The organism is Pseudomonas reactans (assembly GCF_013385825.1).
GTDB classification, from domain to species: domain Bacteria; phylum Pseudomonadota; class Gammaproteobacteria; order Pseudomonadales; family Pseudomonadaceae; genus Aquipseudomonas; species Aquipseudomonas reactans.
Genome location: NZ_JACAPG010000005.1, coordinates 105,332 through 119,069, shown reverse-complemented (window position 1 = coordinate 119,069; position 13,738 = coordinate 105,332). Strand labels below are relative to the sequence as shown.

Below are 13,738 nucleotides of genomic sequence, written 5' to 3'. Positions count from 1 at the left end.
GGGCAGCGTGTTATTCCTGGATCACATCGGCACCCTTGGGGATGACGAACTTGAACTTGGATGCATCCACAACGCCGTTGGCCTTGACGCCGGTAAACAGAATATTGGTGCGCTGACCCACGCTATCGACCAGTTGCATGTCATTGATCAAACCGCCACGGAACGAAAGGCGAAGACTATCGAAAAGGGTGTCTTTGGCTTTTGGCTTGAGGGTGAAATCCATCACGTCACCGGTTTGCTTGGAGGTGATGTCGAAGCTGTCATTGATCTTCGACACATCACCCGACAGCAACAGCGCCGGGGTCTGGTTCAGGCGCGGATCAAGCTTCTTGATGGTCGCCTGCTCCAGGTCCGGGTCCCACAGGGTGACCTTCTGGCCATCAGACACGATGGTCTGCTCGGCCTTGCCTTCGGTGTGCCAGTAGAACAGGCCAGGACGCTGCACGGCCATTTCGCCTGCGGTTTCCTGCAACTGGGTACCGCCGGCATCCAGGGTCAGCTGGGAGAAACGCGCGGTCAGGGTCTGGGATTTGTCCAACAGGTTCTTCAGGCTGGCCACGGAGGCCGGGTCAGCGTGGGCCGAAACAGCGGTCAGGGCCAGAGCCGGCAACAACAGCATGCGGATAAGGCGCATGGGAGTCCTCATTGAGTGTTCAGGGCGTGCCGCGTGCTGCCACGCGACACGGGATCAGTCGCGCATCTGCCCAGGGGCAATGACTTCGCGCGAGCCGTTGGTGTTCATAGCGGTCACGACACCGGCCATTTCCATGGCCTCGATCATGCGGGCGGCACGGTTGTAGCCGATTTTCAATTTACGTTGCACCGCGGAAATCGAGGCGCGACGGCTCTCCAGTACGAAGGCCACGGCCTCGTCGTACAGCGCGTCGGTTTCAGCATCATCGTCACCACCGCCGCCGCCATTTTCAAAGCCGCTGCCGGCTTCTTCGACGCCGTTGAGAATGTCGTCGTTGTATTCAGGTGCGCCGCGCAGTTTCCAGGCTTCCACCACGCGGTGTACTTCATCGTCGGAAACGAAGGCACCGTGGACCCGGATCGGCAGGCTGGTGCCCGGCGGCATGTAGAGCATGTCACCGTGGCCAAGCAGTTGTTCGGCGCCACCCTGGTCGATGATGGTCCGCGAGTCGATCTTGCTCGACACCTGGAACGCCATCCGCGTAGGAATGTTGGCCTTGATCAAGCCCGTGATCACGTCCACCGAAGGACGCTGAGTGGCGAGGATCAAGTGGATGCCGGCAGCACGGGCCTTCTGGGCGATACGTGCGATCAGTTCTTCGACCTTCTTGCCGACGATCATCATCATATCGGCGAATTCGTCGACCACCACCACGATGGTCGGCAGCTTGGTCAGTTTCGGCGCTTCGTCGTGAATACTTTCGCGCTTGTAAAGCGGGTCATCGATGGTCTCGCCGCGTTCGTGGGCTTCCTTGATCTTGGCGTTGAAGCCCGACAGGTTACGCACGCCCATTTTCGCCATCAGCTTGTAGCGGCGCTCCATCTCGGCGACGCTCCAGCGCAGGGCGTTGGCGGCGTCCTTCATGTCGGTGACCACCGGGCAGAGCAAATGCGGAATCCCTTCGTAGATCGACAATTCCAACATCTTCGGGTCGATCATGATCAGCTTGGCGTCTTCCGGGCCCGACTTGAACAGGATCGACAGGATCATCGCGTTCACCCCCACCGACTTACCGGAACCGGTGGTACCGGCCACCAGCAGGTGAGGCATCTTCGCCAGGTCGGTGATCACTGGCTTGCCGCCGATGTCGTGACCCAGGGCCAGGGTGACCGGCGATTTGAAGTTGTCGTATTCCGGGGTCGACAGCACCTCGGAAAAGCGCACGATCTGGCGGTCTTCGTTGGGAATCTCGATACCCACGGTGGTCTTGCCGGGGATGACTTCCACCACGCGCACGCTGGTCACGGCCAGGGAACGCGCCAAGTCTTTCGCCAGGTTGGAAATGCGGCTGACCTTGACGCCGGCGGCCGGCTGGATTTCGTAACGGGTAATCACCGGGCCGGGGTGGATCGAGTCCACCGACACTTCGACGCCGAATTCCTTGAGCTTGATTTCCAGCAGGTGGCCGACGGCCGCCAGGGATTCCGGGGAATAGTTGAGTTGTTTCTTTTCGGCCGGGTCGAGGATCGAGATCGGCGGCAAGGTGCCTTCTACGGCACTGTCGACGAACAGCGGCGCCTGTTTCTCTTTCTGCACGCGATGGCTTGGCTCGGGAGCCTTGGGCGGTGCCGGAGCGATCACCGGCGGCACCTGCTTCTCGCGGTCCGACATGTGCTTGCTCAGGGCCTGTTCGCGCTCAATCAGGCGTTCCTTGACCTTGGCCTGCTCGCGCCGATCCGGCGTGCTCGGCGCCACCACCTCGTTGACGCGGGTATCTACCTCGCGCAATTGGGCGACCATGCGCTTGCGATCGACACGGGCCGCCCACCAGCGGTTGGCGGCGCCCTGGAACAGTTCCAGCAGATCGAGGGTGATCTTGCCGGTCACGTCCATCACCTTGAACCACGACAGGTCGGTGAACACGGTGAGGCCGAACAGGAACAGCGCGATGAACATCAGCGTGCTGCCCTGGATATTCAGGGTCCTGCGTGCCAGATCACCGAGGCTTTCGCCCAACGCCCCGCCCGCGCCCGCCGGCAAGCCGGTCGGTGCATGAAAATGGATATGCGCCAGCGCCGCGCCGGACAGCACCAGGAACACCAGGCCGATCAGGCGCCAGGAGAACAGCCAACCGCTCCACTGCCACGGTTCATGACGCTGGCGGAAGATCTGCCAGGTCTTGATCGCCAGCAGCAACGGAAAGATATAAGCGAAGTAACCCAGCACCATAAACAGGATGTCGGCGCTGTAGGAACCGGCAGGTCCGCCGAAGTTCTGCACGTCTTCGATCTTGCTGTTGTGGCTCCAGCCCGGATCGTCCTTGCCATACGTGAGCAAGGCCATCATCAGGAACAGGCACAGCGCGCCGATAGCGATCAGCGCGCCTTCCTTGAGGCGATAATGCAGGTGCTGGCGCCAGGCCGGCACGACTGCTGCTTTAGGTGTTGCGGCGGATTTCTTCAAAACGGGTCTTTTCCTGCGCCTTTAGCGCGTCCATCTGTTGAATGACTGCAAATACTGCCCAATCCGAGCAGCTGAAAAATGAACGTGCGTCGTTGAATCTACTTTTAACATTGGGCGCTTGCTGGATGAAATGACGAAAGCGCCACAATGCCCGCATTGTACGGGTTTGTGCCGGCGATGCCACGCCCCCGCCCTTCACTCGGCAGCACAGCCAATTTAGTCTCACAACATGTTCAATTTGAGCATGCATTGCCTTTGCTGACAAAGGCTTATGCGCTGTTTTTGTCAATCCAGGCAAGCTTGGCAAATGGCCTGCATCGCACAGACCCGATTACGACCACGCCGCCGACACAGAGTTGCAGAAACACCTGCTCACGCTAATCCGCCCTAACGCCCGATTCGGACTGGCCCGATGGCGCCATGTCGACAATAATCAGCACTGCACGAGCAGGTGCCATACCTGCCACTCCCCTCCCCTTCCGTAAGCCTGGATGCCATGCTGACCTGGTTACAACGCGATTCACTGACATTCCCTCCCCTGGCCAAGGCCATGCGCGAACCCAATGGCCTGCTGGCTGCCGGTGGCGATCTTTCGGCCGAACGCCTGGTACAAGCCTATCGCCATGGCTGCTTTCCGTGGTTTTCGGACGGCCAGCCGATCCTCTGGTGGTCACCCGACCCGCGCACGGTGATATTCCCCGACGAGCTGCATGTGTCCCGCAGCCTGGGCAAATTGTTGCGCCAGCAGCGCTACAGCGTGACCTTCGACCAGGATTTCGCTGCCGTCATCCAGGCCTGCGCCGCACCGCGCGCCTATGCCGACGGCACCTGGATCACCGAGAGCATCCAGAGCGCTTACCTGGAACTGCACCAGCGCGGCTACGCCCATTCGGTAGAGGTGTGGGACGACGGCAAACTGGTGGGTGGTTTGTATGGCTTGGCGATGGGCCAGCTGTTTTTCGGCGAGTCCATGTTCAGCCGTGCCGATAACGCCTCGAAATTCGGCTTTGCCACGCTGACCCGCCAACTACAGGAATGGGGCTTTGTATTGATCGACTGCCAGATGCCCAATGATCACCTGCACAGCCTGGGTGCCCGCGCCATATCCCGCAGCGACTTCGCAGGTTTCCTGCGCGACCATCTGGATCAGCGCAGCGCTGGACCGTGGGTTTCCTAGGCGACTTCCGCGCTCCTGGCTTACACTTATTTCAAAGCTTATCCGAGGGTTGATCATGACCGAGTTGGCGCGTTTGAAGTTTTATGCCACTCAACCCCACTCTTGCAGCTATCTGCCCGACGAGCAGGCCACCACACTGTTCCTCGATCCCAGCCAGCCTATGGACGTGCATGTGTATGCCGACCTGTCGGAGATGGGCTTTCGGCGCAGTGGCGATCATCTGTACCGGCCTCATTGCCAGAACTGCAATGCCTGCGTGCCGGCACGCATCCCTGCGGCGCAGTTTCTGCCGGACCGCAACCAGAAACGCATCCTTAAGCGCAACGCCGACCTTACGGTAATGCCAACCAAGCCACGCTTCACCGAAGAGTATTTCGACCTTTACCAGCGCTATATCGAGGAACGCCACGCCGACGGCGATATGTTCCCGCCCAGTCGCGACCAGTTTTCCACGTTCCTGGTCCGCGACCTGCCGTTCTCGCGCTTCTATGAGTTTCGCGCCGACGGCCGGTTGGTGGCAGTGGCCGTGACCGATTTGCTGCCTAACGGCCTGTCGGCGGTCTACACCTTCTACGAGCCTGCCGAAGAGCGCCGCAGCCTGGGGCGCTTTGCAATCCTCTGGCAAATCGGCGAAGCACTGCGCCTGGAACTGGAGGCGGTGTACCTCGGCTACTGGATCAAGAACTGCAAAAAGATGAACTACAAGACCCAATATCGGCCCATAGAACTGCTGATTAATCAAAGATGGGTCGTGCTTAACTAGAACCCCTTGGCTTAAACACCCTTTTTCGGGCACAATGCACGCCGCTTTTGCCTGGCGCAGTTGCACCGGGCCATTCACTGGATACCGAGGGCTTTACTGCATGTCGAAAGAAGACAGCTTCGAAATGGAAGGCACTGTCGTCGACACCCTGCCCAACACCATGTTTCGTGTGGAGTTGGAAAATGGGCACGTCGTAACCGCGCATATCTCCGGCAAGATGCGCAAGAACTACATTCGTATTCTTACCGGTGACAAAGTGCGCGTCGAGCTGACGCCCTATGACTTGAGCAAAGGGCGCATCACTTACCGCGCTCGCTAAGCAAGTCAATACAAAACGCCCGGTTATGCCGGGCGTTTTTGTGTGCGCAGGATTTATAGAGGCCGCAAAACGACTGTAGGAGCGAGCTTGCTCGCGAAGAACCCAAGGACAACGCAGGGAATCAGACAGCATGCGTTATCGTTGACGATCTTCGCGAGCAAGCTCGCTCCTACAGGTTTACAGCGATCAGGCCATTTCAGCCGTGGTTTCGAACTCGAAGGTCAGCTCGCCATCCTTCAGGTCGATGTGCACCACGCCACCATGGTCGGAAAGCTCGCCGAACAGGATCTCTTCGGCCAATGGCCGCTTGATCTTGTCCTGGATCAGACGCGCCATTGGGCGTGCACCCATTGCCGCATCGTAGCCACCCTCGGCGATCCAACTGCGCGCCGCTTCCGTGACATCCAGCTGCACGCGCTTGTCTTCCAGCTGCGCCTGAAGCTCGGTGAGGAACTTGTCCACCACGCTCTTGATAACCTCATGACTGAGGCGACCAAACTGGATAATGGTGTCCAGACGGTTGCGGAACTCCGGCGTGAAGCTCTTCTTGATCACTTCCATTGCATCGGAAGAGTGATCCTGATGGCTGAAGCCGATCGAAGCCCGCGCAGCGGTCTCGGCACCGGCGTTGGTGGTCATGATCACGATCACGTTGCGGAAGTCCGCCTTGCGCCCGTTGTTGTCGGTCAGGGTGCCGTGGTCCATCACCTGCAGCAGCAGGTTGAAGACTTCCGGGTGGGCCTTCTCGATTTCATCGAGCAGCAGCACGCAATGCGGTTGCTTGGTGATCGCCTCGGTCAACAGACCGCCCTGGTCGAAACCGACATAGCCCGGAGGCGCACCGATCAGGCGCGACACGGTGTGACGCTCCATGTATTCGGACATGTCGAAACGCACCAGCTCAATGCCCATGGCCTTGGCCAACTGCCGCGCCGCTTCGGTCTTGCCGACGCCGGTCGGGCCAGCGAACAGGAACGAACCAACGGGCTTATCCGGCGACTTGAGGCCCGCACGCGACAACTTGATCGCGGTGGACAGCGCATCGATGGCCGCATCCTGGCCGAACACGGTGAGCTTGAGGTCACGCTCCAGGTTACGCAGCAGCTCCTTGTCGGAACTGTTGACGTGTTTAGGCGGAATCCGCGCGATCTTCGCCACGATGTCCTCGACCTGAGGCACATCGATGCGCTTCACACGCTTCTCAACCGGCTGCAGGCGCTGGTAGGCACCCGCCTCGTCGATCACGTCGATGGCCTTGTCCGGCATGTGCCGGTCATTGATGTAGCGCGACGCCAGTTCAGCCGCCGAACGCAGGGCTTCATCGGTGTACTCGATGCCATGGTGCGCTTCGAAACGCCCCTTGAGCCCACGCAGGATGCCGATGGTGTCTTCAACCGAAGGCTCGGACACGTCGACCTTCTGGAAACGACGCGCCAGGGCACGGTCTTTTTCGAAGATCCCGCGGAATTCCTGGAACGTGGTCGAGCCGATGCAACGGATATCACCCGACGACAGCAGCGGTTTGAGCAGGTTGGAGGCGTCCATCACCCCACCGGAAGCCGCACCGGCGCCAATGATGGTGTGGATTTCGTCGATGAACAGGATCGCCTGCGGGCGTTTTTTCAGCTCACCGAGCAGCGCCTTGAAGCGCTTCTCGAAATCGCCACGGTACTTGGTCCCGGCGAGCAACGCGCCCAGGTCCAGGGAGTAGACGACGCTGTTGGCCAGCAGGTCTGGCACCTGGTTATCCACGATGCGCTTGGCCAGGCCTTCGGCAATCGCGGTTTTACCCACGCCCGCCTCACCCACCAGCAACGGGTTGTTCTTGCGACGACGTGCAAGGATCTGCGCTACGCGCTCAACTTCAAGCTCACGCCCCACCAGCGGATCGATCCGCCCCTGGCGCGCCAGTTCGTTGAGGTTGCTGGCATAGGCATCCAGTGGATTGCCCGAAGAAGAAGACTCACCGCCCTCGTCGTCCTGCATATCCTGCTCACCCTCGGAATGATCGCCGTGCCCAGGCACCTTGGAGATACCGTGGGCGATGTAGTTGACGACATCGATACGGGCAACGCTCTGCTGTTTCAGCAGGAACACTGCCTGGCTTTCCTGTTCGCTGAAAATCGCCACCAGCACATTGGCGCCTGTGACTTCACGCTTACCGGAGCTCTGAACATGGAACACGGCACGCTGAAGCACCCGCTGGAAGCCCAGGGTTGGCTGGGTTTCACGGTCTTCATCGTGGACTGGAATAAGTGGCGTCGTGGAGTCGATAAACTCCTGCAGGTCATGCTTGAGTTTGTCGAGGTTGGCGCCGCACGCACGCAAAACGGTGGCGGCAGCTTCATTATCCAAAAGTGCCAGCAGCAGGTGTTCGACGGTCATGAATTCATGACGCTTCGAACGAGCCTCCTTGAAGGCAAGATTGAGGGTGACTTCGAGCTCGCGGTTTAACATAGCTTCACCTCATACCCAAGTGGTCGGCGTTAACCGTCCTTCTCGATTTCACAGAGTAGCGGATGCTGGCTTTCCCTGGCGTACTGGTTGACCTGCATGGCCTTTGTCTCGGCGATGTCGCGGGTAAACACTCCACATACTGCCCGTCCTTCTGTGTGAACGGCCAGCATTACCTTGGTCGCCAACTCGCGGTTCAGGTTAAAAAACACCTCGAGCACTTCGACCACGAAATCCATCGGTGTGTAGTCATCATTGAACAAAACCACCTTGTACATCGGCGGCGCCTGTAAGGCAGGCTTGGCCTCCTGAACAGCAATGCCTGCAGAACCGTCGTCATCATGTTCCTGATCCGGTCGATCCTGATTGAATGTTAGTCGAATCTGGCTGTTTGCATGCATGGAAAGAAAGGTTCGTCAGTGGTTCAAATACAGTGGTGGGGGCGACCTGTCAGAATTTCAACTACTGACCGATCGGTCGCCTTGACTATCGGCGAAACGGTGTTACAACCAATAGAACCCACAGTGGGTAAAAAAGGTCCGCGCAGTCAACCTTATTTATTCGGGTTAGGACGGATAAACTGGATGATACTCCAGTGATGGAGTCTGGTGCAGAGGGATATGGGCATGGCAAGCGGTAAGGTCAAGTGGTTCAACAATGCCAAAGGGTACGGCTTCATTCTTGAAGACGGCAAGGATGAAGACCTTTTTGCGCATTACTCAGCGATCCAAATGGACGGATATAAAACGCTGAAAGCGGGGCAGCCGGTCTCCTTTGACATTGTTCAGGGGCCCAAGGGCAAGCACGCAGTCGCAATCAGTGCGCCAGTCACCATCGGCACAGCCAAAGAGGGCGTCGCTCAAAAATCAGAAGAGCAATTAGCCTAATCGGCCACCGAGCAGGCGCCCAATAAAAAACCGGCCATTCCGTTTACGGTATGGCCGGTTTTTTTACCCCCGTCGCTTACATGTGCGAGATCAGCGCATCACCGAAGCCAGACGAAGACACCAGGGTGGCACCGTCCATCAGGCGTTCGAAGTCATACGTCACAGTCTTGGCAGAAATCGCGCCATTGGTGCCCTTGATGATCAAATCCGCCGCCTCGGTCCACCCCATGTGCCGCAGCATCATCTCGGCTGACAGAATCAACGAACCCGGATTCACCTGGTCCTTGCCCGCATATTTAGGCGCAGTACCGTGGGTCGCTTCGAACATCGCTACGGTGTCCGAAAGGTTCGCGCCCGGCGCAATACCAATACCGCCCACCTCCGCCGCCAATGCGTCGGACAGGTAATCACCATTCAGGTTAAGCGTCGCGATCACATCATACTCGGCCGGACGCAGCAGGATCTGCTGGAGCATGGCGTCGGCAATGGCATCCTTGACCACCACATTCTTGCCGGTCTTCGGGTTCTTGAACTGCATCCACGGGCCGCCGTCGAGCAGTGTGGCGCCAAATTCTTCGGCCGCCACTTCGTAGGCCCATTCCTTGAAGGCACCTTCGGTGAACTTCATGATGTTGCCTTTGTGCACGATGGTCAGTGAGTCGCGATCGTTATCCACCACATATTGCAGGGCTTTACGCGCCAGACGCTTGGTCCCTTCCTTGGAGACCGGCTTCACGCCAATCCCGCAATCCTGGTCGAAACGAATCTTGGTGACGCCCATTTCCTCTTTAAGGAACTTGATTACCTTGATCGCTTCAGGCGAACCGGCCTTCCACTCGATCCCGGCATAAATGTCTTCTGAGTTTTCACGGAAGATGGTCATGTCCACGTCGCCAGGCTTCTTGACCGGACTGGGCACGCCCTCAAACCAGCGCACCGGGCGCAGGCATACATAAAGGTCGAGTTGCTGACGCAGGGCCACGTTCAGCGAGCGGATGCCGCCGCCGACGGGGGTGGTCAGCGGCCCTTTGATAGACACCACGTAATCCTTGACCGCATCCAGGGTTTCCTGGGGCAGCCAGGTGTCCTGGTCGTAGACTTGAGTCGCTTTCTCGCCGGCATATACCTCCATCCAGGAGATCTTGCGCTTGCCGCCGTAGGCCTTTTCAACAGCTGCATCGACTACCTTGATCATCACCGGGCTGATGTCGACGCCGATACCGTCACCTTCGATATAAGGGATGATCGGTTGGTCAGGAACATTGAGAGAATGGTCTGCATTGACGGTGATTTTGTCGCCGACTGCCGGAACCTGAATCTTCTTGTATCCCATGCTGAACTCCATCTATGGATTGAACATCTGGCTGCGTTCGAGCCTACTCCAGATAAATGGCGACTGAAACCTCACGCCATGCTCATTTGCATCGAAAACAGCATAATTTGTCGCCTACAAGCTTGAAAGCAAAGGCAAAATCGCCAATCTTGAGCACATCGTGCGACTTTGGTAGCAACCTCGGCCCTGCGACCTTTAGACCAATGGACGACACACCTTTTGTATGAAGGCTCGGCGTAAGCATAGCGACCTATGTATAATGCCGCCGCTGACCAAAGAGTCACGACGGTTGACCGCTCTAGACAGTAGCCCTCAGCCAGAAAGCAGGACTATTACAATAGTCCAAACGCTTGACGCTCGACTGATGCAACCCAACATCACCGCGAAGAAACCTCGACATTTCGCTCATGGATGACTTTGAACGAACGCGCTCCACCCGGCGCATCTCGAGTTTCTGCGCACGCTTTCAGCAAAGAAGAGAGTTAATCCGAATATGCCCACCCGCTCGAAGATCATCTACACCTTCACCGACGAAGCCCCGGCCCTCGCCACCTATTCACTGCTGCCTATCGTAGAGGCCTTCACCGCTTCCGCTGATATTGCCGTGGAAACCCGCGACATCTCCCTCGCCGCGCGCATCCTCGCAAGCTTCCCCGAGCAACTGGGCGCCAAGGCTATCCCGGACCACCTCGCCGAACTGGGCGACCTGGCCGTTACGCCTGAAGCCAACATCATCAAGCTGCCTAACATCAGCGCCTCGACCCCGCAGCTGCAAGCCGCGATCAAGGAACTGCAGGCCCAGGGCTACGCCCTGCCGGACTACCCGGAAACCGTAACCACCGACGCGGAAAAAGAAACCCGTGCACGTTACGACAAGGTCAAGGGCAGCGCCGTGAACCCGGTACTGCGCGAAGGCAACTCCGACCGCCGCGCACCGCTGTCGGTCAAGAACTATGCACGCAAGCATCCGCACAAGATGGGCGCCTGGGCTGCCGACTCCAAGTCGCACATTGCCCACATGAACAGTGGCGATTTCTACGGCAGCGAAAAAGCCGTGCAGATCGAAGCCGCTGACGCTGTCAAAATCGAGCTGATCGCCCAAGACGGTACCGCCACTGTCCTGAAGGAAAAGACTTCGGTACAGGCCGGCGAAATCATCGACACCGCCGTACTGAGCAAGAAAGCCCTGCGCGCGTTCATCGCCGCTGAAATCGAAGACGCCAAGAAGCAAGGCGTGCTGCTGTCGGTTCACCTGAAAGCCACCATGATGAAGGTCTCTGACCCGATCATGTTCGGCCAGATCGTTGCCGAGTTCTATAAAGACGCCCTGACCAAGCACGCCACCGTACTGGAACAGATCGGCTTCAACCTGAACAACGGCATCGGCGACCTGTACGCTCGCATCAAGGCCCTGCCGGCCGACCAGCAAGCGCAGATCGAAGCCGACATCCAGGCCGTTTACGCGGCCCGCCCTTCCCTGGCGATGGTCAACTCCGACAAAGGCATCACCAACCTGCACGTGCCGAGCGACGTGATCGTCGACGCCTCGATGCCAGCCATGATCCGTGACTCCGGCAAAATGTGGGGCACCGACGGCCAACTGCACGACACCAAGGCTGTGATCCCGGATCGCTGCTACGCCACCATCTACCAAGCGGTCATCGAAGACTGCAAGGCCAATGGCGCCTTCGACCCAACCACCATGGGCAGCGTGCCAAACGTTGGCCTGATGGCGAAGAAAGCCGAAGAGTACGGCTCCCACGACAAGACCTTCCAGATCAAGGCTGACGGCGTAGTCCGCGTCACCGACAGCAAGGGCAGCCTGCTGATGGAACAGAAAGTCGAAGCCGGCGACATCTTCCGCATGTGCCAGACCAAAGACGCGCCGATCCAGGACTGGGTCAAACTGGCCGTCAACCGCGCCCGCGCCAGCAACACCCCGGCCATTTTCTGGCTGGACCCTAAGCGTGCACACGACGGCGTCGTGGTCGAGAAAGTTCAGGCTTACCTGAAAGACCACAACACCGAAGGCCTGGACATCCGCATCATGTCGCCGGTCGACGCGATGAAATTCACCCTGGAGCGCACCCGCAAGGGCCTGGACACCATCTCGGTGACCGGTAACGTGCTGCGTGACTACCTGACCGACCTGTTCCCGATCATGGAACTGGGCACCAGCGCCAAGATGCTGTCGATCGTGCCGCTGATGAACGGCGGCGGCCTGTTCGAAACCGGCGCCGGCGGTTCGGCACCAAAGCACGTGCAGCAACTGGTGGAAGAGAACTTCCTGCGCTGGGATTCCCTGGGCGAGTTCCTGGCCCTGGCCGCCTCCCTTGAGCATTTGGGTGTGACGTACAACAACCCGAAAGCCCTGGTACTGTCCAAGACCCTGGACCAAGCCACCGGCCAGTTCCTCGACAACAACAAGTCGCCATCGCGCAAAGTCGGCAACATCGACAACCGCGGCAGCCACTTCTACCTGGCGCTGTACTGGGCTCAAGCCCTGGCCGCCCAGACCGAAGACACTGCACTGCAAGCGCAGTTTGGCGAACTGGCAAAAACCCTGACCGCGAACGAAGCGACCATCGTCGCCGAGCTCAACGCTGTACAGGGCAAGCCAGTGGACATCGGTGGCTACTACGCGCCGAACCCAGAGCTGACAGGCAAGGCCATGCGCCCAAGCAAGACCCTCAATGCGGCAATTGCCAAGTTGAAGTAAGGTTGTGAGGTGACATCATAAACCCCGGCCTGGTGCCGGGGTTTGTGTTTTTAGCATTCATGCAGCGCCGTACTCCTCGCGCCACGCCGCCTCGATAATTGCTAACAACTGAGACCTGTACCAAGGCTCCCAGCCCACCCTCTGCTTAAGCTCCACACCAAATCCGGGCAACGCCGGAAAATGCGCGAGCGCGTCCAGCTTATTCAAGCCCTGCACTTGGGCGAACCAAGGCAGAAGCGTCACGCCAACCCCTGCGTGGACCGCCGAACGCAAGGACATCAGATCTTCACACTCGTACACACAGCGCCACTTGACCCCACTCTCTTCGAGACGTCGAATCGCCAGGCTCCTGAACACGCAAGGCGCTTTGAACAAGGCCAGCGCCACTTCCTGGCCAGCCACCAGGGCCGCTCCACGCTCACCACCCAGCCATACTAACGAGAGCTCGTGCAAAGGCTGTCCAGCGACTTTTTGCAACTCGTCAATCATCAGACAAACATCGACTCGCCCCTCATTGAAAGCCTCCGCGAGCACTGCGGATCGCGCCACTTTGACCACAATTCGCACTACAGGTAATTCAAGCGCGACAGCAGGGATAACGCGCTGCAAGATCTCCTCGCTGAAATACTCGGGAATGCCCAACGTCACGGACTCCTGAGTGCGGCTGACATCAAACAGGCTCCCCACCTTATCGTTGATGCCAACCATCTGCTGGGCGTAGCCGGTCAGGCGCTCGCCCTCAAGCGTGAGCAACACTTGACGGTTGTCGCGAGCAAAAAGCTCAACACCTAGCAAATCCTCCAACCGCCGAATCTGCTGACTGATCGCCGGCTGAGTCAGGCTCAGCGCCTGCGCAGCCCGAGTAAAACTACCCAACTCAGCGACCTTGAGAAAACTGCGCAGCGACTGAATATCAAGATTGACTCTCATGACACACCAATGCGAGTGAGTAAATACGCCAAACATTAGTGCAAGGCTCCTGGCGTTTC

Annotated in this window: 12 protein-coding genes; 5 read left to right on the top strand and 7 right to left on the bottom strand. The window is 58.6% G+C overall.

Annotation, left to right across the window (positions count from 1 at the left end; genetic code table 11):
- Window positions 1–10: 10 nt before the first annotated feature.
- The 3 genes from lolA to HX868_RS05245 are packed head-to-tail and all read right to left on the bottom strand — an operon-like array spanning window position 11 to window position 3,347.
- Window positions 11–634, bottom strand: coding sequence for an outer membrane lipoprotein periplasmic chaperone LolA (gene lolA / locus HX868_RS05255; protein ID WP_177002145.1), 624 nt, complete (start codon window positions 632–634; stop codon window positions 11–13).
- Between the two features lie 54 nt (window positions 635–688).
- Entirely contained in the window at window positions 689–3,097 is a 2,409-nt protein-coding gene (locus tag HX868_RS05250) for a DNA translocase FtsK (RefSeq protein WP_095015622.1), read from the bottom strand.
- Window positions 3,072–3,347, bottom strand: a complete 276-nt coding sequence (locus HX868_RS05245) for a hypothetical protein (RefSeq protein ID WP_177002144.1) — start codon at window positions 3,345–3,347, stop codon at window positions 3,072–3,074. The genes HX868_RS05250 and HX868_RS05245 overlap by 26 nt, the downstream gene beginning before the upstream one ends.
- 246 nt (window positions 3,348–3,593) lie before the next feature.
- Between HX868_RS05245 and aat the strand changes: the two genes are divergently transcribed.
- The 3 genes from aat (at window position 3,594) to infA (ending at window position 5,356) form a co-directional block, all read left to right on the top strand.
- A complete protein-coding gene (gene aat, locus HX868_RS05240; protein ID WP_028616792.1) occupies window positions 3,594–4,274 on the top strand; it encodes a leucyl/phenylalanyl-tRNA--protein transferase in 681 nt (226 codons plus the stop codon).
- Between the two features lie 55 nt (window positions 4,275–4,329).
- Window positions 4,330–5,037: an arginyltransferase gene (locus tag HX868_RS05235; protein ID WP_177002143.1), complete on the top strand. Its 708-nt coding sequence runs from the start codon at window positions 4,330–4,332 to the stop codon at window positions 5,035–5,037.
- Window positions 5,038–5,137: 100 nt separating this feature from the next.
- Window positions 5,138–5,356, top strand: a complete 219-nt coding sequence (gene infA, locus HX868_RS05230) for a translation initiation factor IF-1 (RefSeq protein WP_002553999.1) — start codon at window positions 5,138–5,140, stop codon at window positions 5,354–5,356.
- 186 nt (window positions 5,357–5,542) lie between these two features.
- On the opposite strand, the gene clpA is transcribed toward infA, so the two are convergent.
- The gene (gene clpA / locus HX868_RS05225) at window positions 5,543–7,813 is read right to left on the bottom strand and encodes an ATP-dependent Clp protease ATP-binding subunit ClpA (RefSeq protein WP_033896823.1); all 2,271 of its coding nucleotides are present in this window, start codon (window positions 7,811–7,813) and stop codon (window positions 5,543–5,545) included.
- Window positions 7,814–7,842: 29 nt separating this feature from the next.
- Window positions 7,843–8,211: an ATP-dependent Clp protease adapter ClpS gene (gene clpS, locus HX868_RS05220; protein WP_005789091.1), complete on the bottom strand. Its 369-nt coding sequence runs from the start codon at window positions 8,209–8,211 to the stop codon at window positions 7,843–7,845.
- Between the two features lie 219 nt (window positions 8,212–8,430).
- Between clpS and cspD the strand changes: the two genes are divergently transcribed.
- Window positions 8,431–8,697: a cold shock domain-containing protein CspD gene (gene cspD / locus HX868_RS05215; RefSeq protein ID WP_425504214.1), complete on the top strand. Its 267-nt coding sequence runs from the start codon at window positions 8,431–8,433 to the stop codon at window positions 8,695–8,697.
- A gap of 76 nt (window positions 8,698–8,773) precedes the next feature.
- On the opposite strand, the gene icd is transcribed toward cspD, so the two are convergent.
- Window positions 8,774–10,030: an NADP-dependent isocitrate dehydrogenase gene (gene icd, locus HX868_RS05210; protein WP_028616796.1), complete on the bottom strand. Its 1,257-nt coding sequence runs from the start codon at window positions 10,028–10,030 to the stop codon at window positions 8,774–8,776.
- 493 nt (window positions 10,031–10,523) lie between these two features.
- Between icd and HX868_RS05205 the strand changes: the two genes are divergently transcribed.
- Entirely contained in the window at window positions 10,524–12,749 is a 2,226-nt protein-coding gene (locus tag HX868_RS05205; protein ID WP_177002141.1) for an NADP-dependent isocitrate dehydrogenase, read from the top strand.
- Between the two features lie 57 nt (window positions 12,750–12,806).
- Here the strand turns inward: HX868_RS05205 and HX868_RS05200 are convergent, their stop codons facing one another.
- A complete protein-coding gene (locus HX868_RS05200; RefSeq protein ID WP_177002140.1) occupies window positions 12,807–13,715 on the bottom strand; it encodes a LysR family transcriptional regulator in 909 nt (302 codons plus the stop codon).
- Between the last annotated feature and the right edge of the window lie 23 nt (window positions 13,716–13,738).